Source organism: Paenibacillus turpanensis (assembly GCF_011421635.1).
In the GTDB taxonomy this organism is placed as follows: Bacteria; Bacillota; Bacilli; order Paenibacillales; family YIM-B00363; genus Paenibacillus_AK; species Paenibacillus_AK turpanensis.
In genome coordinates this window covers 51,333-74,232 of sequence record NZ_WTLI01000003.1, presented here as the reverse complement: position 1 = coordinate 74,232, position 22,900 = coordinate 51,333, and the positions used below count along the sequence as shown (strand labels likewise).

Genomic DNA, 22,900 nt, shown 5'->3' with positions numbered 1-22,900 from the left:
TCCTTCTCCTTCCCGCCCAGAAGCAAAGCCAAGACTGGGATTACATCTCTTTCCGCAGTCTAGCCTCGAGCACAAAGTTTGCAAACGGTATTAATGAAATAATAAATGCAGTCATTACTTTCAGAATCGGCCATTTTAGTGAAATCCACACATGCAGCAGCGTCAAAATATATAACGAGAACAGCAGGCCGTGAACGGCCCCGACCACGGTAACCGGCTGCGGAATGCCGGCCCAATATTTCATCGGCATCGCTATAAACAGCAGCAGCAAGTACGAAATGCCTTCCACCAGAGCGACCGCGCGAAAACGGCCTAATGGTGATGCCATCATAAGCTCATCCCCCTTTCCAATGATTTGTCGACGATGGCGTCGGAACTGGCGCTGGAACAGCAGGTGCAGGCACAGGCACTGCGGGCTGCCGCAGCGTCAGCATAACACCCGTTATAATCAGCATCAGCCCGCCGATATGATAAAATTGCAGCGGCTCGTGCAAAAACAACGCAGAAATCAGCACAGCGCTTAGCGGCATTAACGCGGAGAACACCCCCGCCGTCATCGCCGGCAGCTTCGAGGTGCCCATATTCATGAGAACGACCGCAAGAGCCGTCACGATCGCACCGGAGTACAAAATTAAAGCCCAATCCACCGTACTAGCTTTGGTGAAGGAGAAGGTCATCGCCTCCCAAATCGCGAACGGCAGAAACAACAGCGTCCCGTACATACTTGTAAATAGGGCTATCACCATCGGAGGTGTGCCCTTGGCGACCAGCTTCCCGAACGTCATAAAAATCGCTTCGCCGACCACTGCGCCGAATACAAGCAGGTTGCCAATCCATGTTCCGCTCGCCCCGCCTCCATGTCCGGAAGCACCAAACACCTGGATCAAGAGCGTACCCGCAATAGCGGTCCCGACGGCGAAGCCCTGCTGCATCGAAAAGCGTTCCTTAAACAGAATGACAGAAAGCAAACCGATCACGACCGGCGTCGTTCCCATAATGATCGAGCCCTCGAGCGCCGACGTTTGCTTCAGTCCTACCAGCAGCAAAATACTGAATAAAAACACTCCGAAGAAAGACTGAGCGAACAACACTCCGTGATCCCTCAGCGCCAGCCGGGGGAAATGGCCAACCCTGCGCCACACCAGCGGAAGCAGCAGTACAAACCCTAATCCAAGCCTCATGCCCGAGGCGAGAAAAACCGGAAACGACTCGGTAATTGCCTTGTTTACCGGAACAAAGCTCCCGACGATCAACATCGCCAGCGCCAGCGGCACAGCGGCTCCCCAAACATTGCGCACCTCTACCCACTCCTCTTTTTATATAACAATGAAACGGGGTCGAAAGGACATCGCCTTAGCGAATTTTACGCTGGTCGTGCTGCTGTTTTTACTCTTGTGCTAGCGTGATAGAGCCCCGAGCTTCAAAGGATAATCGTCCAAGCCCCTCGACTTCAGCTTCCACCGGATAAAACTCGGCGGCTTGATCGGCAAAAAACCAGCGGCGCCCCTGCTTTACAACGATCAACAAGCCGTTTTCAACCCCTACAGGCGTCAAGCCGTCGCTGTCCCCCCGCCAATTCGGAATACCAAGCTCATTCAGCCTGCGCACAAGGGGAATGACTTCTTCCGCCACGATCCCGATTTCACTGACCTCCAGCAAATCGCCAGAGGAAAACGGGTGATGTACAGCGTTGTCAAGGTTATGCCGGGCGATCAGCTCCACGATATTTCCCGCCGGGTCCTCGAAATAAAAGGCATGCGCATTCCAATCGACAAAAAATACCTCGTCATCATCCTGCTCTTTGTTCAGCGACACTCTTGCTTTGGCCCACTGCTTAGCCTCACTCCAGCGATTCTCCGGTATATTGATGGCAAAGTGATAGAATGGATTCCCATTCCCAGCCACCCGCTGGAAATGGACTAAGGTAGACCCGATTTGTACGGAGAAGCCGGAATCGTCTTCTTCACGAACCGGAAGCTCCAGGACGCTGCGGTAAAAATCGATCATTTGTTCCATTGCTGATGTTCGTAATGTTAGTTTCGTAAACCGCATGGCTTCCCCCCTTAGTGACTGACATGGTGTACCCTTCGCATCTTTCACCGGAACCCACACTTCAGATTCACACCCAAAGTGGACTTCCTATGAAAACAGCTTCAGATATTCCCCGTAGCCTTCCTTCTCCAAATCCTCCTTCGGAATAAAACGCAGCGCTGCCGAATTAATGCAGTAGCGCAGCCCGCTTGGTCCCGGACCGTCGTGGAACACATGCCCCAAGTGCGAATCCGCATCGCCGCTTCGCACCTCGGTGCGGATCATGCCGTGCGACAGATCGATCTCTTCCTTAACCGCAGAATCCTCAAGCGGCTTTGTAAAGCTCGGCCAGCCGCAGTGGGAATCGAATTTATCCAAGGAGCTGAACAAGGGCTCGCCGGAGACGATATCCACATACAGCCCCTCCCCGTTGAAATCCCAATATTCATTGCGGAAAGGCGGCTCGGTGCCGTTGTTTTGCGTCACCTCGTACTGCATCGGAGTTAAGCGGCGCTTGAGCTCTTCCTTGTTTTTCTTTTCGCCCCAATGCTCCTTAATAAACGCATCGCGTCCGGAGCCTTTCCGGTACATTTGATAACGCAGCGGTTCTTTCTTGTAGTAATCCTGATGGTACTCCTCCGCTTCATAAAACGTTTGGGCCGGCACGATTTCCGTCACAATCGGCTTGCTGAACCGGCCGCTTTCCGCCAGCTCCCGCTTGGAGGCTTCGGCCATCTCACGCTGCCGCTCGTTATGGTAAAAAATCGCGGTCCGATAGGAGTGGCCCTTATCATGAAATTGACCCTTAGGATCGGTCGGATCAATTTGCTGCCAAAAAATCGAAAGCAGCTTTTCATACGGCATAATCTGCGGATCAAATTCGATCTGCACGGCCTCCGCATGTCCGGTCGTCTCCGAACAAACCTCTTTATAAGTCGGGTTTTCCGTATGCCCGCCCGTATAGCCTGAAGTTACCTTATGTACACCGGGGAATTGATCAAACGGCTTTACCATACACCAGAAGCAGCCCCCGGCAAACGTCGCCAATTCACTTTGTTTTTCCGTCATCGTTATACCTCCATTCTATTGACCCGCATCGGTCAAGAGTAATCCAAATCATTATAACTGAAACACACGCTCTTTTCATAATAGGGCTTGCAGCGTTTACAAAAACATGTTTTAATTGAATTCATAAATACATAAACTGATTAACATAATAATAAATCAAAGAAAAGAGGAGGATTCACCGTGACGAACAAAGCAACTATGATCGTGGATAAGCATTTTGTCATTTCCGAGGTAGATAAGCGCATTTTCGGCTCATTTATTGAGCATTTGGGCCGCGCGGTTTATGGAGGCATCTATGAGCCTAATCATCCGACCGCAGATGAAAGCGGTTTCCGACAAGATGTGCTGGCACTTGTTCGTGAGCTTCAGGTCCCGATCGTGCGGTATCCCGGCGGCAATTTTGTTTCCGGCTACGATTGGCTTGACGGCGTCGGCCCGAAAGAGGAGCGCAAAAAGCGGCTGGAGCTGGCTTGGCGGGTCGTTGAGCCAAATCTGGTAGGCACGAACGAGTTTGCCGATTGGGCCAAAGCGGCCGGCAGCGAGGTGATGATGGCGGTTAATTTGGGCACGCAGGGAATCGACGATGCGCGACATTGGCTGGAATACTGTAATCACCCGTCCGGCACCTACTGGAGTGATTTGCGCATCAAGCACGGGTACCGTGAACCTCACCGGATCAAAACCTGGTGCCTCGGCAACGAAATGGACGGCCCATGGCAAATCGGGCATAAATCCGCGCATGATTACGGCGTGCTGGCACGCGAGACGGCTAAAGCAATGAAGTGGGTCGATCCCTCCATCGAGCTTGTTGTGTGCGGCAGCTCCAATTCACAGATGGCGACCTTCCCGGAGTGGGAAGCAACCGTGCTGGAGCATACCTACAAAGAAGCGGACTATATTTCCCTTCATACGTATTACAGCAACCGTGAAAATAACACGCCGAACTTCTTGGCGCGTTCGCTTGATATGGATGCGTTTATCGGCACCGTAATCGCCACCTGCGATTATATTAAGGCGAAGACCCGCAGCAAAAAAACAATGAACCTCTCCTTCGACGAGTGGAACGTCTGGTACCACTCCCATGACGCCGATAAGCAGCTCGATCCGTGGCAAATCGCTCCGCCGCAGCTTGAGGATATTTACACGCATGAGGACGCGCTGCTGGTCGGCTGTATGCTCATTTCCCTGCTGAAACGGGCGGATCGGGTGAAAATGGCGTGCTTGGCTCAGCTGGTGAACGTCATTGCGCCGATTATGACGGCCAACGGCGGGCCTGCTTGGAAGCAAACAATTTTTTATCCGTTTCTGCATGCATCGTTATATGGAAGAGGCAAAGCGCTGCAGCCGATCGTGCAGTCGCCGAAATACGACAGCAAGGACTTCTCCGATGTGCCTTATGTGGAATCCATCGCGGTTTACCTTGAAGAGGAAAACGAGGTTACCGTATTTGCGGTGAATCGTCATTTGGAGGATGGGCTTCTTCTGGAGTTGGATCTGCGGAGCTTCGGAGCATTCCGCGTGCTTGAGCATCTGGTGCTGGAGCATGACGATGTTAAGGCAAGGAATACCGAGGCGCAGCCGGATAACGTGAAGCCGCATGCGGGCGGGCAATCGGAGAGAAACGAAACCGGACTAACGGTTAAGCTGCCGAAAGCTTCGTGGAATGTGGTTCGTTTAAAGCTGGAGTCGTAATCATACAAAACGGCAGCCGGACTCACTAATGAGTCACGGGCTGCCGTTTTCTAGTAGAGCCATTCCGTTTCACTACGTTATGTTGGGTTACACAGTATACGAGAACCAGGGTTCCTTCCAACGGACAAGCTTTTGTCCAGAGCTGCCGCCATTATGTATTTAAAGCATCAAATCGGCTACGATGCTTGCTAAGCCAACTACCGTTACGATAACTCCGCCAATGCGGGTGTTCCAAAGATAAAGCCCGGAAGGCTCCGTAAAGTCGTACGACATCCAGCTGGCAGTCAGCTTCCAGAACAGCTCCGTCCTTAAAAGCATTACCAATCCGAAAACCGTCAAAAAAATCCCCATCCAAAGCATGCGCAGCCACCTCCCAAGAAGTTAGCAGCGGATTTCGTTCTCACTTCGATAAAGCTCGATACATCCGCTGTTCTGACGATTCAGCCATGCAAAATCTTCCTTGCTCATTTGAGACAAGTTTCTTTTGATCACCGATGGCTTGTGGTACCCGTCTCCAAACCACATCGACCACAGCTTAACGCAGCCTTGTTCGGGAAGATTCGTTTCCAAGTATTCCTTTACCTGATGATACCATCTGTCGTCACCTTTTCCGTTTAACCAATATACGTGCGGTTCCGAAATATAATCCTCCAGTCCCCATGGCGGGTTTGTACAAGGCGAGATCACAAGCCCTCCGATATCCGCTTCATTTTCCGCGTATAAAACCTCGGTTTCCTCATCCAGATCGTAAATCGATACGATCGCGTTTTCTGACTCTTTATAATTCATCCGCTTTAAGTCTTTCACCTTTAGCCTCTTAAAGCCATCCAAATTAATTTCCGGCATCGAGTGCTCGGAAGCGACAAAAGAAAATCTGCTCACGCCAATTCCCCATTTCCTGCTGAAGCGATCCTATTTTTTCTGCGATACAACGACATCCATAATCCAGCCGCTGCAAAATGCAATATTTGTGTGGTTCCGCCATAGGCGATAAAAGGAATTTCCATGGAGATGACCGGCAGCACTCCGAAAGATGCCAGCAGCGGCCACATAAACTGAAAGCCGAAATAAACAAGAAGACTGCACCCGAGTACGGTCGCATAATGATCATGCAGCCGCTTCAACATATGCCATAGCCGGGCAACAAAAATGAATATAACTGAAACCAGGAACAATCCGGCAGCCCAACCAAAGCAATAAATGAAATACGGCAGGATCGATTCACTATAAATGTAAGGCAGGGTGTCGATCCGTGATGCAAACCCATGCCCCGTCCAGCCTGCGGACTGCACCGCTTTTACCATTTCTACGCTGTGATAGTTGTACCTAGCATCTCGACTTAAAAATTCGCTAATGCGATCGAACAGAGAAGAATCCCTTGTTACGAATATAACCGCCCCTGACAGGATGGGCAGGCTTAGCAGAAGAAGCTGCTTTTTATCCGTTCTGGTGGTCCAAACGAATACGATAAACCCGATTGTATAGAGCATCACGTAAGGAAGTGTCGCCGTTGCGGCCAAAAGCCCGGCGGGCAGCAAATACCGCAGCGTAAGCTGGTAGAGCTGGTTGGTTCGCTTTCCCCACTGCCGTGCAGGCGTTGCTCCGGAAAGCGAGATGAGCAGCAGCAATACCGCAACTGCTCCTGTACGAAACCCCAATGGGCCGATCGCAAGCCAAGATCGTGTGCCATTTATTTCGGTGCCCAGTAGTAAGGTCAAGCCCATGACTACAATGGCCCCGCCATACAAATAGGACGTCAACGGCTTGAGCTTTCGATAATCTAAAAAATAACAGCCGAAAAGAACCGCGGTCCCTAGTAGCATATAGATGATTTTATTCCGAAACAGCAATCCCCCGAGCTCGGACCCCATAGCCTCCTGTACGGTCGCCATAGCGAGTATACCGATCCCAGCCAAGCTTATAATGGCGATCATAAACAGCCAATCATGGGCCGGCTTGTGAGCTTTGTTCAAGCCTTTGCCGACTTCATCCGGATTGCCCATTTGGCTTACTGCGGCTTGTACCGCCTGCTTCTCGTCCATCCCCTCCAGAAGCAATGCCTCGGCACGGTCTGCGATATGCCCCGCCAGCTCGTCTCTCACATTTCGATGAAGCTCTTTGGCTTGGATGCGCGCACAGACTTGGTTTAAAAAATGCTGCACTTCAACATAATTCTCTACCCGTCTCACAGCGCCCCCTCCCCCAGCACTTTATCGACCGCTGTGCGGAAATGCATCCATTCCCGTTGTTTTTCCGCTAGCTGAGCTCTGCCCTCATCCGTGATTTTATAATACTTCCGTTTCCGTCCCTCTTGCTCACTCCAAAACGAAGCCAGCAGACCGTCATTCTCCAATAAGTGCAAAATCGGGTACAAGGTCCCTTCCTTCATCACAAAGACCCCCTCCGATTTCTTCTCGATTTCTTTAATAATCTCATAGCCGTAGCGATCCTTTTCCTTCAAAAGAGCAAGCAGCATCGTCGCCGTACTGCCTTTCAGCAGCTCTTTATTCACCTTCAAGCCCTATCACCTCTTCACCTTGATTTACGATACATCGTATATCTAGGTATAAGTATATTCCTATTTTTGGATATTGGCAATAGGAAAAGGATTATGACAATTTACAGCAAAATCAAAAAGGGTTTATTCGCCATGGACACCCTGTTCTTCTCAGTCCACCTGCATAAATCAGCCCATCCTTCGTCCTCGTTACGAAAACGAAAAAATAAAGACCCGGGTACGAATTTTCTCCCACGCAGCTTGATTCCAATACATGGCTTAAAATAACCCATCTTCATGATCATCTCAATCTGCTCAGCTTTAACTGCAGATCGTCCAACAACCATTTCCCCTTCCGATAGCTGCAGCTCCCGGATCGTCAGCATTCTTTTTATCGTTAAAAATAGAGACCCGCTGCTTATAAAAATGATTGCTGCCATAAGAGTAGCGAGAATGATCGTCATTATGTCAAGGTCCTGCTTATACATTACCCTGCACAAAAAGATAAAGACCGTCATATTACATACATACGAAATGATTCCTCCCGCTCCCGCGGCATACGTTAAGTAATGCATTGAATTTCCGTTCACATAAGCCCCCCTTTTAACAGAGTCAAACCGCCTTCCCTTACAAGAACTGCATCCTCTACACGTCTCGCGATTGCATATGCTGCACCGGAATCATCCACTGATACTGACTCAAATCCTTCAGGCTGTAGCGCTCCAGCTTTGGTCCAGCTGGCTCAAAGCCAAACTTTTGGAGCAGCAGCATCAGATTAAAGCATACGAATTCGTCGGAAACCATGCAGTCAAGGGTGACGAACAGGGTAGGAGCATGATCCGTCATCCTAACCTGCTCGCCATGACATTCGGCTGCTCGTCCTTTAGGAAGACGGTATCCGATCCATCCGGTCATCGTCGTCCGATCCGCTGAGTCGGTGCGTACATAGGCTTCGCTCGGCTGTACACCGAAACGGCCTTGGAACGCTGCGGAAGTCGCTCTGACCGCTTCATTGTATGGATGAAGCTGCCGTTTTACCGTTACCGGATACCACAGAAATGGAACAGGCTGTTCCCATTTAACCAGCCGGACGGCCTGATCATCCGCTGCATCAATACCGTATAAATACTGCCGCGAAATATGAAGGGACGTTATTTTACTGTCGATTTCCTCCCGCCATTTAATCAGCCACCCCTTCCGCTCCGCACTGCTGCTGCCCAAATACTCGCGTATATCACGGAGACTCACGTCCGCTAAGCGAAGAGAATGGATGGTTAGCGCGATCGGAATTTGCTCTTCCGTATACAGACGGTAGCCGTTTTCCCCTCTGACATGGGGCCTGATGAGCCCTTCCTTTTCGTAATAACGCAGCGTACTGGCAGGCAAGCCTGTCCGATCCGAAAACAGCTGGATCGTCATCGCCTGTTCCATGTCGATCCCCCCGGCTGCTCGATATTAATAATAACTCCACACATTCAACCGGTTGCCATCCGGATCATGAAGGTGATAGCCCATCCACCGCCCTCCGACCGGCTGGCATACTTCAACACCCTGCTGAGCCAGCCATTGATTCGTATCCAGGAAAGCTTGCCGTTCCGGAATGAGAAAATACAGCCGCGCTCCCGGATTGGCTTTCACAACCGGCTGCTCTTTGGGCAGCTGCTGCAGCCAAACAAAGTCCCACTCCCCATCACCCAAAAGCACAAATCCCTGCTCGTCATAGCTGGTATCCACACGCTGTAAACCTACCATCCGGCTGTACCATTCTGCAGCGGCCTCAAGGTCCTTTACCCCAATCCAGAGCGGCCTCGGAGCATATCCAATCACACGAGAATCCGGGTGTTTGCCCTCAAACTCGCGGTCCTCACTCAGGGTAAGGCGGACACCGGCGAATGCCGTAATATCAACATTTTTACCCCCGTCCGGCATTTCGACCGGCTCAGAGCATGCAATACCTTCCGCCTGAAAATACGCGATAGCCTGCTCAAGATTCGCTGTCCGGAAGCAAAACCGGACATTCCCCTCTTCGTAGTCGTCCGGTGTAAAATGCTCATGCTGCAGCTCGAAGGACTTGAGATTCACCTGCCCTCCGGCCGGCAGCCGAAAGAAGGCTTTCATGCCTACCGGGGTGCGAGCAGTATCAATAAGCTCCCATCCCATATGCTTCTTGTACCACTCTACTCCTTCCTCAAAACGATCTGTCGGGACCATAATAAAACCGCCGTCAAAAATAAAGTTCGGCTCCATTCTTTCGCTTCCCTTCTACAATTGGAATACTTTGGAATAGTCCCATCTTACACCTTGAAGTAACTTTAATGTCAATAGAAAGAGAACAATTACTGATTCTCGTCCTCCATTTCTATGGAAACAGATAACGGCTTTCTATCTTCTTTGGACTCTTCGTAGTGAAATCTCAATACCGTCTTCGGATAGTGCACCTCGATTTGATAGACGGCCGTCTTCTCGCTGCTCCTGTCCGCCAGCTCCCTCCTCATATAACTGGACTGCGCACCCGCCCTAGTTACAAGCTTCATGATCTGTTCCACGTCTGCTCCCTCATACTGGTTTCGCAAGTATCGCGTCCACTCCTGTTCATCCCAATCCGGCGCTTTCACATGAACATTGCCTCGCCGCAGCATTTCCAATATTTCGACGACCACTCTTCCATCCGCCTCCTGCATCGCCGCAGCAAGCGCCTCGAACGCCCCGTTAAAAGCAGGGAAATCAATATTTTCATTTTTCGAAGCTAGCATAGCAAAAATGTTCTCCGGCCGATGTTCTTTGGTGAACCAATAGGTCTGAAAGTCCATCGGGTTCATTTCGTTTGTTTGAGGGATAAAATACTTCCCGTTTTCCGATACACGGAAAACGCGCGAGGCATCAAAACGCGTAGGATGTTGAAGTACATAGATACTGCTTCCATCCCCACTCACCATCATTTGGACGGAGAGGGGTTCTCGGGAATGTCCACCAGCCGGAATGATCGAAGCGAAGCCGTTCAAGCTTGAATAATATACGCTGCCGTCCTTTGCAATCTCACGTTCAAGACGGTACACCAAACGGCTGTTCATGGTAACCGGTTCTACATTGGTGTGAGCGATGTTCCCGTTTACGGACCGAACCTCTTGATTTACCCGCCAACGAATATTAGCTGTTCCCCGCAGCTCATCTCGTTTGCCCGACAAGTCCGGAATGTTCATGCTGATGTGATAGTCTCCTGCCCGCCACTCGTACGTCGTATATTGCTGCTCCGTCGAGTAAAATACATCCGATAAACTATTAAAAAACGATACACCGGAATATTGATTTTTTTCAGCCAAATGAAATGCATTCAGATGCTGGCCAAAAGCAGCCAACCCTCCGGCAACGGGCGAGCCTGCGAGAAGCAGCACCCATAAAAAAACGGCAGCACGCTTCGTATCAATCGCTTTAAGAGGCAGCCTCGGAACCTCCTCACGTGCCAACCTCAAATGAGTTTTTAATTGTCCCATAAGCTCAATTAGCAGCCACGTACCGACCAAAGCGTACGTTAGCAAGGGGACAGCGTACCCGAATACCGACGGCAAAAGCTTCGTGAAGCTGATCATGAAGGTGCAAAGTATCGCCAGCAGCGCAAGCGGGAGAAGCTTCCGGAAACTCTGTCTAAATACCCGCGGCGCCTTCGCCAGCGCTTCGCCAAAGGAAAGGTCTTGCAGAACGATCAAGTAAGGCGTAAGAGAGTACAAGAACAGAATAAGAATAATAATGAACCCTAGCGGAATGAAAATAACGGACAGAGCTAAGGTCAGCAAACCCGTGACTGCTTGAAATACACTCCACGCCATCATCGCCTGAAAATACATCCGCCCGCAAGCGATCAATGGGACCGCAGAACGCCCAAGCACCCATCCTTTGATTCCGCCAAGATACATGCCGCGTACAAAGCTCTGCAGTCCCAGCAATGCCGCCGACACAAATAAAGCCGCTACACCCCATTCCTGCTTAGCGGATGGCAAAAAGGTATAAGGAACCTTCAAATCCGATAGAGACGGCATATACATCGGAAGAGTCGCGGTTATGCCACCGGCCTGAGAGTCTGCAGCTCCCCCCGTTGCTGTTGGCAGTGAAATGGGGAAAATAGAAAAACCATAATACAATCCAAGGCCGGCCAAAGCCGTGATCAGAACCTCCACCAGTAAAACTAAGGTAACTAAGCGTAAATACGGCATCGCCGCCTCCTTTCGTAAACATTTGACATAGGAGCTAGCTCCTGTTTTTCTTTAACTCCCTCACCTCTAGTTTCAATCAAACAGCCCCTATTTTTTGTCATCATTTGTAAAACATTAGACGCTCTTGAATTCATTTTGTTGCAAAAATCTCCCAGACCAATTCATTTCTTGTATAATGAGAGAATAATTAGAGACCCACCTCGGGAGGAGTAACGGAAAATGGCGATTAAAGCGGTTGTGTTTGATTTTGACGGGTTGATCATTGATACGGAATCGTACTGGTACTATGCGTTTCGGGATGTGCTTCGTGAGGAAGGGCTTGAGCTTCCCATCGAGCAGTTTGCCGTTATTGTCGGCACTACCGATGAAGCGCTGAATGACTATATTCGGAAAGAGCTTGGAGATTCCGCCGATTATACTGCGATTCGCGAACGCGCACGCCTAAAATACAAAGAGCGTATGATCCATCCCGTGCTGCGGGATGGGGTTGCAGACTACCTGCAGGCATCGAAGCAGCTTGGCTTACGAATTGGGCTGGCATCCTCCTCTTCCCGCGAGTGGGTGGAAGGATACGCACGACAAACCGGAATATTTGATTATTTCGAGGTCGTCAGGACGAAGGAAGATGTGGAAAAGGTGAAGCCTGATCCCGCTTTATACCGCAAAGCGGTTGAAGCGCTCGGCATTGATCCGTCAGAAGCAGTTGCCTTCGAAGATTCGCTAAACGGCCTGCGGGCCGCAAAGGGAGCGGGATTGCACTGTGTGATCGTGCCGAACGAGGTTACGTCGCATCTACCTTTTGAGCAATATTCATTGCGACTTTCTTCGATGAGCGAACGAAGTCTGGAAGAAGTGCTTCAGCATATCCAAGGGTAACCGGTCGTCGCGGATTAAGAATCAACAACATCATAATGGAGTATCTGGGTATGGATTAGACTGAATGACGATGTTCCACGCGGCTAGGAAACTGAAAATGCGACAGTTATGGACGAGAAAAGAAGGTCCGAGACTGTCGCTTTTTTAGTGAACTAACGTTTGTCGTTAGCTCATTAAGCACACCAACTAGTATGCGAAATAACATGGATGCCAGGGCTTCCACTTTCTCTTTGTTCAATAATAGTCATCTGTATTTATTTAATTTTTGCCACTCCTAACGCTTGGTGATCCCATAACAGAGACTCCACCATTTCGGCCAGGCTTTCTTCGCATTCAACTATAAGGATCAGCTCCGAATGCTTACCACGCAGTAACCTTTGATTTCTTTTGACTACTTTCAAATAAATATACTTTATTACGAATCCAAGCAAGAACCCAATAAACGCCCCAATTAATCCCCAATATATCGGTCCCCAGGCTAAGATAAATCCAACACTCGCACCAATTACAGAAAAAGCCGATGCTAGAGCCATTGCAATATCAATCAGAGAAACCCCGTCTGATCGGTGAAGTGAATCAAATAACCTTCTTTGCTCCAATCGGTTATCGAGGGGGACGGCAAAGATTTTTTCTTTCTGGATTCCTTTTTCCTCCAGCAATGAAATAGCTAATTCTAAATAAGGGCTGTACTCAAATGTCGAGAATACTTGCATTTTATTGCACCTTCTTCCCTTTAAGCACTTTGAAAGCTAGATGCTGGTAATTTTTTTGCAAATAATTCTTTTGTTCATGATCAAACAACTTATTATTTTCCACAGTATTTACATAAGCATCATATATCGAGAACCCCACCAGTGACGGGAAAAATAATAACCATTCAGGATTTAAAACAGACGTCGCTTTTTCAATCCTGCCCAAAAACAAAAGACTGATCGCCTCCAGAGCATGAGAAAAATAAAAAAATACAACGGACCATATAATGACAAATCCTGCAGTAGCGATTCGATGAATATAAAGTTGTCCGAGACCAGGCATCATTAAAGACCAAAATACGGACAATATTGGATTACGTTTATCCAGATAATTAATTTCCAATGCACCTATGGAGTATGAGTTAAATGGGTGGTTTTCTCGTTTAGCCATAAGATAAACTTTGTTCATATCGACCGTCGTACGATAACTGTCCCATATGGCGAAAATGTACACTGGAATATAGATCAAGAGCCAACGTGTATCCAACACCTCTTTAGCCATGTCGATTTTCCCTTGAAAAGAATAAACCATGGCAAGGTTGAGCTGAGATTGAATATTCACCAAAACCTCCCATATAAACAGCAGATATCCCCGAATATATTTAGATAATAGTAAATGCCCAAAGCCTGGGAATGCAGCTGACCACCATGCAATGATATAGGGGTTTCTCAGATGCAGTTGTGTCGTACCAAGAATACTCACATGAGCCTTATAGCGTCTTGCTGTATTATCGTTGGAATAGTTTTCCACAACAATCTCTCCGCACTCGTTTTGAATATTTTGTCTATGGGTTGGAATTTTATGTATACACAGCAAAAAGACCGCCTAGAACGGTACCTGCCCGTCTGTCTAAGCGGCGGTGCTGAAAAAAGCCGAGCTGCAGCCGCTTCTTTTGAAGTCTCTGCGCTCGGCTTATTTTATTTCACTAATCTGCCGGATAAGCCATCGTCGTCATGAGAGCGTTCGCCGGCTGTGTGCTGTCTAGGCGGCTGTACTGTACGAAAATCGGGATATCGCTTTTCACTTCGACGGCATACGGCACGCCCACTGGAATATGCTCATCCTCTTTGTGAAGCGTGGAAGTGCGTACATGCTTCGTGCGGCGGCCCGGAAGAGCGACGACAATACCTTCGATCGGCTCGCGATCCTCGAAAAATACGTTAATTTCAACTAAAGCTTCCTCGTACCCGATATTTAATAGACAAATCGATTCGTGACTGATTAGATCACCTGTGCTGATTTCCGGAATGTAACAATCCGGGATGAGCCATTGCCGGCTTCCTTTTACCATAACCAGATCTCCTCCTCTTATTTCAACTTCTCAACACCGATGTCTGCCCTTCCTGAAAAAAACTTTCCAAACGAAGCACCTCAATGCCCGCCAGCAGCACGATCCCGATGCCGTGCGTGTCGTTAAGCAGCCAAGGCAGATCATCCTTGTAGTACGCTGCGGTGTAAGAATAACCCGACCCGCGGCAGACGCCGTATACGTTGCCCGCCCGGTCAATCGAGATGCGCGACAATCCCTCCCACGCTTTCGCGACCGCCTCGACATAAGGCTCCGTTTCCTCCAGCCAGCCGTACCGGACACCTCTGGCGAAGCCGTAAATAAACATCGAGGTACAGGACGTTTCCTCGTACGATTCCGGCACATTCAGCACCTGATGCCAGAGCCCGTTGGGCCCCTGCAGCCGCAGAAAGCCCTCGCATAGCTCGCGGAAAAATCCGATCAGCTCTCTACGGTGCGGATCTTCCGGGGGCAGCTCCGCCAGCAGCTCGGATAACGAAAACAGTACCCAGCCGTTGCCGCGTCCCCACGGTATTTCCGTCGGTTTTCCCTTCCGGTAGTCGATCACATGGGACATGATCTGCTGCTGCGGCATATACAGCGATTGCTTATACTGCTTGAACTGTAAGGCCGCATCATGCAAGCAGCTTATATCGCCGGTCAGCCGGTAATACCGGCATAGGAACGGGACACTCATGTACAGGTCGTCGCACCATGCCGTTCCGGACTGCAAATTGCTCGGCTCCCGCGTGCGGTACAGCATACCGTCCGGGCGCCGCGATTGCTCCCTGCGGATCCATTCGGCAATGCGCATGCCGATCGGCTCGGCGCCATGTATGCCTAGCTTACTGTGGGCAAGCAGCATCGTTGCACCGAAGGAGCCGCAGTCATCCAGCGAATCGAGTGTTGCCAACGTGTGCAGCACGCCCGATGCACCGAATTGATCGCGGTCCCACAGGCAGTACTCGTACAGCGTCGTGCAGGCTTCGATATGACGCTTCACATACTCCGCGAGGTCTTGCCGCGAAAGCTCCCCGGCCGTCTCAAGCAAGCCGTAAAGCGTTACGCCGAGCGGGTAGTTCCAGCGGCCAAACAGCGGGTTCTCGGCGTAAGGACGCACCCAGCCATCCGGCAGGTCTACCCGCCAAAAGGTGCCGCCTGAAGCATTCGCGAATACGCTGCACATCCGTTCGGCGTCGCTCAGTTCCGCCAAGTCTGGCTGCCCGCCTTCGGCGAACGGGCCAAGATATAGCCAAGGGCCCGGCGCCCCCTGCACCGGATGTGCCGCCTGCAGCGACAAGCCTTCGGGCAGCGGCTGCAGGCTCAAGCCCCAGCCCTCGCCGGAACGTCGGCACAGCGCAAGGAAGTCGTTGGCCCCGTGCCGAAGAGGCAGCTTCGCGGTAAATTCGCCGCCTTCCATGCGGAAAACTTCTATCCCGTTTATATATATCGTTACGGGGCCGTGCGCCATGCCCGAAATTACAAATTCGCCATCACCGCGGCGAAGATTGCGCAGCTTCGTCCAAGCATAAGCAGCTTCTCCTGCATTTGGCCCCGCAGCCTCTTCGGGTATTCCTGCAGCGGCAGCAGCATGGCTGGAAGCGGAGCGTTCCCCTTGGGGGCCTGCGCAATTGCCGCTGCCGTAAATCCGCTGCAGCGGCTGCACCTTCGCCAAAGTCGCGGGCCACCGCATATCCGGGTACCAGCGGAGCCCCGTCTGCGCTTCCGCAACGGGCTGTGCTCCCTCGCCTCCGGCCGGAAGCGCCTCCCACTCGGCATCCTGCGGCTCCGAGTAGATCCATCCCTCCTGGCCCGCGCGCTCTTTCGACGGAGCAAGCATGTGCAGCGGCACACTCTTGAAGGTTGCGGTACCGAAGGTTCCGCCGCAGCCCACCGAAGTGTGAATGAACCGCAGCACGAAATGGTTCCAGCCGCGGGCCAGCTTAATCGTTAAATTCGCCCGGTAACCCGGGATATTTTCGTCCATCAGCGTCGTGCGGTAAACAAGCCCGCCATTCACATAAAGGCGCGCCGGACAGTCCGTCTCCAGCGCAAAGCGCAGCTCCGCGTCCGCATCACTCCAAAGCTTCGACCAGGCATACACAAATTGCCCGATCTGCATATTCGGAAATCGGTCAGCCATATTGAACCGGTAGCGGTAATCATGCTGCCTTTCTATACCCCCGGCACAATATACGCGGTAGGTCATCGGATATGCCGGGTTATTCCCGACATAACGGTTGGCTACTGTTTGCAAAATCCCTTCCACTTGATTGCCGAGCTTCACATGAATACTTTCTTCCAGCGGAAAATAGGCCATGCCTTCTTCCCTCCGTTCCAAACATCGTTATACCGTTCTGCTCATCTCCCGGTATTGACTCGGTGTGACGCCTTCATATTTCTTGAAGATCCGGTTGAAATACGTATGCTGGTAGCTGACGCTTTCCGCGATTTCGTTAATTTTTTTGTCCGTCTCGCGCAGCAGCTCCTTCGCTCTCTCAATCCGAAGGTTGGTGACATAATCGATGAAATTGACGCCAGTCATCTGCTTAAAAGCGCGGCTCAGCGTATAAGGGCTCGTTCCGAATTGGTCGGCGCAGGACTCCAGCGAAAGGTCGGGACTGATAAATTTTTCGCTGATCAGCATCAGCGTCTTTTCCACCATCTGCTTTAGATGATGGTTTTGTTTGCTGATCAGCTCCCGCACGAAAGGCCCGACGATCTTGATGCGGAACCACTTGAGCAGCTCCTCCGGCTCACTGACGGCGGCCAGCTCCTCATAACGGTTCGCGCCCTCGAACAGCTGAACCGGATTAATCCCCGCCTCCAGCATCGCGTGCTGGAGACTGCCGAGCAGCTGCAGCATCCCCTGCTGAACGACCACTTTTGACGGGCTGCACCCGGCCAGCTCCCGGATAAACAACTCGATCAGCTCCAGCGCTTCCTCCTCAGATCCGGCGCGCACCGCGTGAATAATTTCCTTTTCCCGGGCAAAAGGATAGCTTAAGTCCTGTTCCGCTCCGTCCGTCACCAGCTGCTCCAAATCGATGATTTGGCTTTCGCCGCCCAAATCCCCGTAATTCAGCGCCCGGCGGGCTTCCTCAAACAGGAACGGGATCTGCTTCACCTGCGAGGTGTGCTTGCCGATCGTAATCGTCATGCGCATGCGAAGCACGCGGCCTACGGCATGAACCCAATCGCCGCACAGCTGCTGCAGCTCGGCGCGAAACGCCTTGGAGGACTTGCCCTCCGGCGTCGCAATCAGCAGCCCGATCGTCAGATCGTGAAAATTCAGCAGCTGAACCTGCGGAAGCCGCTCCTCCGACAGCTCGGCAATAATATTCGCCGCCGCAAACGTGACCAAATCCTCGTCGCCGGCATCAAACCGCCCTTCCAAATTGGCAAAGCCATTCAGCTCGGCGAAAACCGCCGTATACTGCTTTCCGTCGGGCTCCCAGCCGTAATGACGAAGGCGCTCGCGCAGCTCCTTCTCCGTATGGGAGAACAAATACCCCTGTACCAGCTGCAGGAGAAACCCTTCCCGCATAAACGGCAGCTGCTCCTCGACCCGGTTACGCAGCGTCTGCCGCTCCTTCATCACCTGCAGCCACTGCTCCTCAATCAGCTCAAATTCATCCCGATGATTGGCGGGCCCATGCTCCTTAGACAATAGTCCGACGACTCGCGCAATCGGCGAGTACAAACGCCGCGAAGCCAGAAAAGACAAGGTCAGCGCGATAAGAAAGCCGCAGGCGCTAATCCACAGGATCAGCTTGGAAACGATGAGCACAGGAGCCGTAATCGCCGTAAGCGGTGCCGCGGAAACATACACCCAGGTGGTGCCAAGCCGGGAAAACTGCCCGAATGATACGGAATAGGTCGTCCCTTCATGCTCAAGTACGAACGAATCGGTCTTCCCCTGCTTTTGCTCGTACTGCTGCTTAAGCGCCTGCTCTAACGAACCGGGTTCCGCATTATTTCCCGTAACCATCCAGCCGTTTGACTTCGACATCAAAAAGGTCGTGCCCTCATTGTACGGTGTTAGCGTTTTCAGGAGTTTGCCTAGCCGAGCCTTGTCAACGGTTGCAGCGATGTATCCGAAGGCCCCGGAGCTGCCGCCGGGCACCTTGTTTATTAACGTCAAGGGGGCGTCTGCACCGAGTTCACCAACCGCATTCTCTCCAGTGCCATGCAAATGAGTCCAATATTCATACTGAGGATACATCAGCAGCTTTTCGTAAGCAGCCTTCTGCGAATCCTCAATCGTATAGTAAATGTCCTTCGTGAACAAATATGGCTTCTGCGCATTCAGATAGAACTCCACCTTTTCGATCAATGGATGCGAGCCTTCCATGACGAGCAGCGTCCGATACAAGTTATGAATTTTTTCGTAATCGTACACAAAATCAAGCTCGCGCAGCTGTGCGTCGAACTGGGTATCAAACGACCAATGGGAAAACATTAGCTCCAAATAAGCCAGCTGGTCGTCCACATTTTCCGCCCTTTGCTGGATTTGCTTCTGGTGAAGCTGCTGCAGCTCGCTTTGCATATGATCGGTAGCCAGCCAATAAATAATGAAGCCGGTAACGAGACCGGGGATGCTTGCGATAAATAGCAGCATAATCAAGCTTTTACGGTAGAACCTCCGGGTGTGCCCCGGTTCAGTTCGGAACGGCAGCCACCGCGCCAATTTTTCGGCCATAGTCGTCCCCCCACGTTCGTATAGCTTTCTTTATGTAAAGGTACTTTCTGTATAGCTATAACTATTCTGCCTACACGTGGCAATTTCCTTTTCTTTTCGGAAGCGCATACAAACAAAAAACGCCAAACCGGAGGCCGGTTGAAATGAATCACCTGGTCTCCGGTAGGTTCTCATCCGAGCTTCGTCACTCTCGTCTGAGTGTAGTCCCTATTATCCTTAAAAACGTTTCTTATTGTCCTGTACGCTTCTTGTACGCATCCGTGTATTCCTCGCTGATCTTTTTCAGCGTCGCGTCGTTCTTCAAGCTTTCCACCATCTCATCCCATTTGCTCATCGGTTCGCGGCCGAGAATAATTTTTGTCTTAAGATCAGCCAGCTTCTTCTCAATCTCCGCCATCGAGGTTTGAGCTGTCGGCGAGAACAAGCCAACCGTCAGGTCCGCAGAGCTCGTTTTTGCCCGCTCGTCTTGAATCTGCTTATACAGCTTATTGGTCTCCTCCGAGAAAAAGATTTTGGTGGAGCTTGCATACGGATCCGCCACATACACGATTTGGTTAAAGTCCGGTACGCTGTCCGCGTTCATTTTTTCCGTATCAATCACCTTCTGGCCGTCCTTCACGGTGTGGTGAACGCCTTCAATGCCGTACTGCTGGAATTGGAACACCTCCGGCTTCATCCATGTGTCGATCATCTGCAGAATTTTCTTCATCTTCTCTTCCGGCACCTTCTTCGGAATCGCCAGTGCGCCGGCAAAGCCCGGACTCTTCGGATTGTAGCCGTTAATGTTCGTAACCGGGTAGAAGTCGGTTTCCTTTATCTCCGGCACCAGCTTCTTCAGCGGATCGTAATACACCTTCATCGAACCGGCCTTTTCAATGACGATACCCGCTTTGTTCGCTTTAAATAAATCAAGCACCTGCGTATTTTTCAGCGATGCAAAATCCGCCGGAATCAGTTTTTCCTGGTACGCCTTGACCATATATTCGAGCGCCTGCTTCATTTCCGGAAGCTGCGAGTTATGCACCATCTTGCCGTCGACCCATTTCCACTTGCCGTTGACGCCGGTAAAGCTGTTTTCAATATGTCCGAGAGTGCCGATCGGGCTCGCTGTGTTTTGCGGCTCCGTATTTGCTGCCAAGCCGATCGTATCGGCCTTGCCGTTTCCATCCGGATCCTTCTCTACAAACGCTTTCATAACTTCGTACAGCTCATCGGTTGTCGTCGGAACCTTCAGGTTCAGCTTATCCAGCCAGTCTTTACGTACGATAAAGAACGAGTCAGCCTCAGATGGACGCGGACGCGGAACGACATAGTTTTTGCCGTCAGCCATTTTGGTTAAGTCCCATGCCGTCTTCGAAATGCCGCTGGAAAGATTGGCGTAATCCTTAATATAAGGTCCTACCTCCCAGAACGCGCCCTGGGCCGTCATATTTCGGAATACCGGAGAAAATGGATCGTTTATAAATACAAGATCCGGAATGTCGCCGGAAGCGAGCGTTACGTTTAATTTATCGGTGTAGTTGTTCGAGGACACCCACTGAATGTTCAGCTTCGTATTCGTCGCTTCCTCAATCAGCTTCTTCACCGGATTATCATCTGCGGCCGGCTGCTGGGTCAGGAAATGCACCATCACCGATACATCCGTCGGTGCCTGTTTCCCGTCTCCCGTGCTTCCGGAGCCTGAGCTGGAGCTTCCCTGCTGCGGCGCGCTTCCGCCTCCTGAACAGGCAGCCGCCAACATTGAAAGCGTTAACACACTTGACAACACGATAAACCTTTTCTGCTTCTGTCTCATCTAAACCCTCTCCTTTTTTAAAATGTGGGTCTGACTTGTGATGCTACCCCTTTACAGAGCCGATCATCGCACCCTTGGCAAAATGCTTTTGCAGGAACGGATAGACGGCTAATATCGGCACGGTCGCGATAATGACCGCGGCCATCTTAAGCGTTTCTGTCGGCGGCGCCTTCATAAACGCATCGGATGTCAGTTCACTGTTGGAGGACGAAATAAGCAGGTTTTGCAGCAGCACCTGGATCGGCCACTTATTCGGGTCGTTCAAGTACAGCAGCGCGTTGAAAAATTGATTCCAGTAGCCTACGGCGTAAAACAGGCCGAATGCGGCCATGGCCGGAAGGGATAACGGTAAAATGATGCGGATCCACGTTGAGATATCGTTACAGCCGTCAATGGCGGCGGATTCCTCAAGCTCTGCGGGAATGCTGTCAAAAAAGCCCTTCATCAGGATAACATTCCAGCCGCTCGCAAGCGCCGGAATAATAAGAGCCCACATGCTGTTAATTAACCCCAGTTCACGGACAACCATATAATTCGGGATGATCCCGGGATTAAAGAGGATGGTTACCAAAATCAACAGCAGGATCATGCGGCGTCCCCGCAGCCTTTTGCGAGATAAGGCGTAAGCAAGAGCAGCCGTAACCGCTAACGAACACCCGGTGCCAACCGTTGCAAGAAACGCGCTGTTGCCAAGCGAGCGGACAAACGCGTCGGTAGACAGAAGGTAATGGTACGAATCAAAGGACCATTTTTCCGGAAAAAGCACGAATGGCTTCGTCAAATACTCTGTGGAGTCGGTAAACGAGACGACGAACACGTAATACAGCGGAAAGAAGGTGACGATCGAAATGATCCCGAGAACGACGACATTTGCAATAGTAAACAAGCGATCTCCAAATGATGCTTTCATAGGGCCACCTCCTTAGTACACGCCTTCTTCGCCGAATTTTTTAGCCAATGTATTGGCCGCCATGACAAGCGCCAAGCCGACGACCGATTTAAATAAACCGACTGCAGTGCTGAAGCTGAACTGCCCCTGCTGGATGCCGACTCGGTACACATACGTATCGAATACCTCGGCGACCTCGGAAACCGCCCCGTTGTACATGAGCAGCACCTGTTCAAAGCCGACGTCCATCATATCTCCAAGACGAAGAATTAACAAAATTACGATGACACTTCGGATGGATGGCAGCGTCACATGCCACATTTGGCGAAGCCGGTTCGCGCCGTCCATCTTTGCCGCTTCATACAGCTGCGGATCAACCCCGGCAATTGCTGCGAGGAAAATGATCGTGCCCCAGCCCGCTTCCTTCCATATGGTTTGCGCCGTCAGCATGAGCCAGAACAGATCCGGATCCGTGAGCAGCTGGAACCGCTCCATGCCGGCTGCAGCCAGCAGCTTATTCACTAGGCCTTCCCCCGTTGCGAACAATAGGAAGGTAAGACCCGCGATAATAACCCAAGAAAGAAAATGCGGCATATACACGATGGACTGCACGATTCTCTTATACGTCTCGCTGCGCAGCTCGTTAAGCAGCAGAGAGAGCAGGATCGGCAGCGGAAAAAATAGAAACAGACTCATAAAGTTTATCGCCATCGTATTACGGAACAAAATCAAAAATTCCGGGTTGGAGAAAAAGCGGATAAAATGCTCCAGCCCGACCCACTCACTCTTCAACATTCCGACGTACGGGGAGTAGTTTTGGAAGGAAATCAAAATTCCCCACATCGGTACATATTTGAAAATGAGGAAAAAGATTAGTCCCGGCAGTGCCAAGAGGTACAAATATTTATCCCTGCGAATGTCCAGCCACAGCCTTCGTTTCTCTTCGAACGATTTCCGGTTCACATCTGCAGGGGATGCGCCCGGCGCCGGTGATGCAGCAGATGCTGATGCTGCTTGCTCGTATTTTACATTCGACATGCGGCTCACTCCTTTCCTTGCGTTTCTATCGTTACCTTATCCCAACGCCGATTTGCGTGCCAT

22 protein-coding genes are annotated in these 22,900 nt (G+C 51.0%); 2 read left to right on the top strand and 20 right to left on the bottom strand.

Annotation, left to right across the window (positions count from 1 at the left end; translation table 11 throughout):
* Positions 1 to 40 precede the first annotated feature (40 nt).
* From GQS10_RS03505 to msrA, 4 genes are all read right to left on the bottom strand, one after another.
* On the bottom strand, positions 41 to 331 hold the full coding sequence (locus GQS10_RS03505) for a DUF3817 domain-containing protein (protein WP_166239064.1): 291 nt from the start codon (positions 329 to 331) through the stop codon (positions 41 to 43).
* Between the two features lie 4 nt (positions 332 to 335).
* Positions 336 to 1,298, bottom strand: coding sequence for an EamA family transporter (locus tag GQS10_RS03500; protein WP_166239062.1), 963 nt, complete (start codon positions 1,296 to 1,298; stop codon positions 336 to 338).
* 88 nt (positions 1,299 to 1,386) lie between these two features.
* The gene (locus tag GQS10_RS03495) at positions 1,387 to 2,052 is read right to left on the bottom strand and encodes a VOC family protein (RefSeq protein WP_166239060.1); all 666 of its coding nucleotides are present in this window, start codon (positions 2,050 to 2,052) and stop codon (positions 1,387 to 1,389) included.
* Between the two features lie 87 nt (positions 2,053 to 2,139).
* The gene (gene msrA / locus GQS10_RS03490) at positions 2,140 to 3,099 is read right to left on the bottom strand and encodes a peptide-methionine (S)-S-oxide reductase MsrA (RefSeq protein ID WP_166239058.1); all 960 of its coding nucleotides are present in this window, start codon (positions 3,097 to 3,099) and stop codon (positions 2,140 to 2,142) included.
* A 198-nt stretch (positions 3,100 to 3,297) separates the two neighbouring features.
* Between msrA and arfA the strand changes: the two genes are divergently transcribed.
* A complete protein-coding gene (arfA, locus tag GQS10_RS03485) occupies positions 3,298 to 4,791 on the top strand; it encodes an arabinosylfuranosidase ArfA (protein WP_166239524.1) in 1,494 nt (497 codons plus the stop codon).
* Between the two features lie 159 nt (positions 4,792 to 4,950).
* Here the strand turns inward: arfA and GQS10_RS03480 are convergent, their stop codons facing one another.
* From GQS10_RS03480 to GQS10_RS03445, 8 genes are all read right to left on the bottom strand, one after another.
* Positions 4,951 to 5,151, bottom strand: a complete 201-nt coding sequence (locus GQS10_RS03480) for a DUF6199 family natural product biosynthesis protein (RefSeq protein ID WP_166239056.1) — start codon at positions 5,149 to 5,151, stop codon at positions 4,951 to 4,953.
* Between the two features lie 21 nt (positions 5,152 to 5,172).
* Positions 5,173 to 5,673: a hypothetical protein gene (locus tag GQS10_RS03475; protein WP_166239054.1), complete on the bottom strand. Its 501-nt coding sequence runs from the start codon at positions 5,671 to 5,673 to the stop codon at positions 5,173 to 5,175.
* Positions 5,670 to 6,980: an FtsW/RodA/SpoVE family cell cycle protein gene (locus GQS10_RS03470; protein WP_166239052.1), complete on the bottom strand. Its 1,311-nt coding sequence runs from the start codon at positions 6,978 to 6,980 to the stop codon at positions 5,670 to 5,672. The genes GQS10_RS03475 and GQS10_RS03470 overlap by 4 nt, the downstream gene beginning before the upstream one ends.
* The gene (locus tag GQS10_RS03465) at positions 6,977 to 7,309 is read right to left on the bottom strand and encodes a PadR family transcriptional regulator (RefSeq protein ID WP_166239050.1); all 333 of its coding nucleotides are present in this window, start codon (positions 7,307 to 7,309) and stop codon (positions 6,977 to 6,979) included. Before GQS10_RS03465 ends, GQS10_RS03470 begins: the two co-directional genes overlap by 4 nt.
* 101 nt (positions 7,310 to 7,410) lie before the next feature.
* Positions 7,411 to 7,878 (bottom strand): hypothetical protein, encoded by a 468-nt coding sequence (locus GQS10_RS03460; protein WP_166239048.1) that lies wholly within the window; start codon positions 7,876 to 7,878, stop codon positions 7,411 to 7,413.
* Positions 7,879 to 7,933: 55 nt separating this feature from the next.
* Positions 7,934 to 8,719, bottom strand: coding sequence for a MerR family transcriptional regulator (locus GQS10_RS03455; protein WP_166239046.1), 786 nt, complete (start codon positions 8,717 to 8,719; stop codon positions 7,934 to 7,936).
* A gap of 24 nt (positions 8,720 to 8,743) precedes the next feature.
* On the bottom strand, positions 8,744 to 9,535 hold the full coding sequence (locus GQS10_RS03450; protein WP_166239044.1) for a VOC family protein: 792 nt from the start codon (positions 9,533 to 9,535) through the stop codon (positions 8,744 to 8,746).
* An 89-nt stretch (positions 9,536 to 9,624) separates the two neighbouring features.
* A complete protein-coding gene (locus tag GQS10_RS03445; RefSeq protein WP_166239042.1) occupies positions 9,625 to 11,496 on the bottom strand; it encodes a hypothetical protein in 1,872 nt (623 codons plus the stop codon).
* A gap of 225 nt (positions 11,497 to 11,721) precedes the next feature.
* Between GQS10_RS03445 and GQS10_RS03440 the strand changes: the two genes are divergently transcribed.
* Positions 11,722 to 12,372 carry an HAD-IA family hydrolase gene (locus GQS10_RS03440; RefSeq protein ID WP_166239522.1) on the top strand — a complete coding sequence of 217 codons (651 nt, stop codon included), beginning with the start codon at positions 11,722 to 11,724 and terminating at the stop codon, positions 12,370 to 12,372.
* 254 nt (positions 12,373 to 12,626) lie between these two features.
* Here the strand turns inward: GQS10_RS03440 and GQS10_RS03435 are convergent, their stop codons facing one another.
* From GQS10_RS03435 to GQS10_RS03400, 8 genes are all read right to left on the bottom strand, one after another.
* On the bottom strand, positions 12,627 to 13,085 hold the full coding sequence (locus GQS10_RS03435; RefSeq protein WP_166239040.1) for a hypothetical protein: 459 nt from the start codon (positions 13,083 to 13,085) through the stop codon (positions 12,627 to 12,629).
* 1 nt (position 13,086) lies between these two features.
* Positions 13,087 to 13,875: a hypothetical protein gene (locus tag GQS10_RS03430; protein WP_166239038.1), complete on the bottom strand. Its 789-nt coding sequence runs from the start codon at positions 13,873 to 13,875 to the stop codon at positions 13,087 to 13,089.
* 175 nt (positions 13,876 to 14,050) lie between these two features.
* Positions 14,051 to 14,416 (bottom strand): sensory rhodopsin transducer, encoded by a 366-nt coding sequence (locus GQS10_RS03425; protein WP_166239036.1) that lies wholly within the window; start codon positions 14,414 to 14,416, stop codon positions 14,051 to 14,053.
* Positions 14,417 to 14,438: 22 nt separating this feature from the next.
* A complete protein-coding gene (locus GQS10_RS03420) occupies positions 14,439 to 16,733 on the bottom strand; it encodes a glycoside hydrolase family 88/105 protein (RefSeq protein WP_166239034.1) in 2,295 nt (764 codons plus the stop codon).
* 27 nt (positions 16,734 to 16,760) lie between these two features.
* Complete coding sequence (locus GQS10_RS03415; protein WP_166239032.1) at positions 16,761 to 19,115, bottom strand: helix-turn-helix domain-containing protein; 2,355 nt, start codon at positions 19,113 to 19,115, stop codon at positions 16,761 to 16,763.
* Positions 19,116 to 19,344: 229 nt separating this feature from the next.
* Positions 19,345 to 20,910, bottom strand: coding sequence for an extracellular solute-binding protein (locus GQS10_RS03410; RefSeq protein WP_166239030.1), 1,566 nt, complete (start codon positions 20,908 to 20,910; stop codon positions 19,345 to 19,347).
* Positions 20,911 to 20,953: 43 nt separating this feature from the next.
* Positions 20,954 to 21,820 carry a carbohydrate ABC transporter permease gene (locus GQS10_RS03405; RefSeq protein ID WP_166239028.1) on the bottom strand — a complete coding sequence of 289 codons (867 nt, stop codon included), beginning with the start codon at positions 21,818 to 21,820 and terminating at the stop codon, positions 20,954 to 20,956.
* A 12-nt stretch (positions 21,821 to 21,832) separates the two neighbouring features.
* Entirely contained in the window at positions 21,833 to 22,837 is a 1,005-nt protein-coding gene (locus GQS10_RS03400) for an ABC transporter permease (RefSeq protein WP_166239026.1), read from the bottom strand.
* Positions 22,838 to 22,900 lie beyond the last annotated feature (63 nt).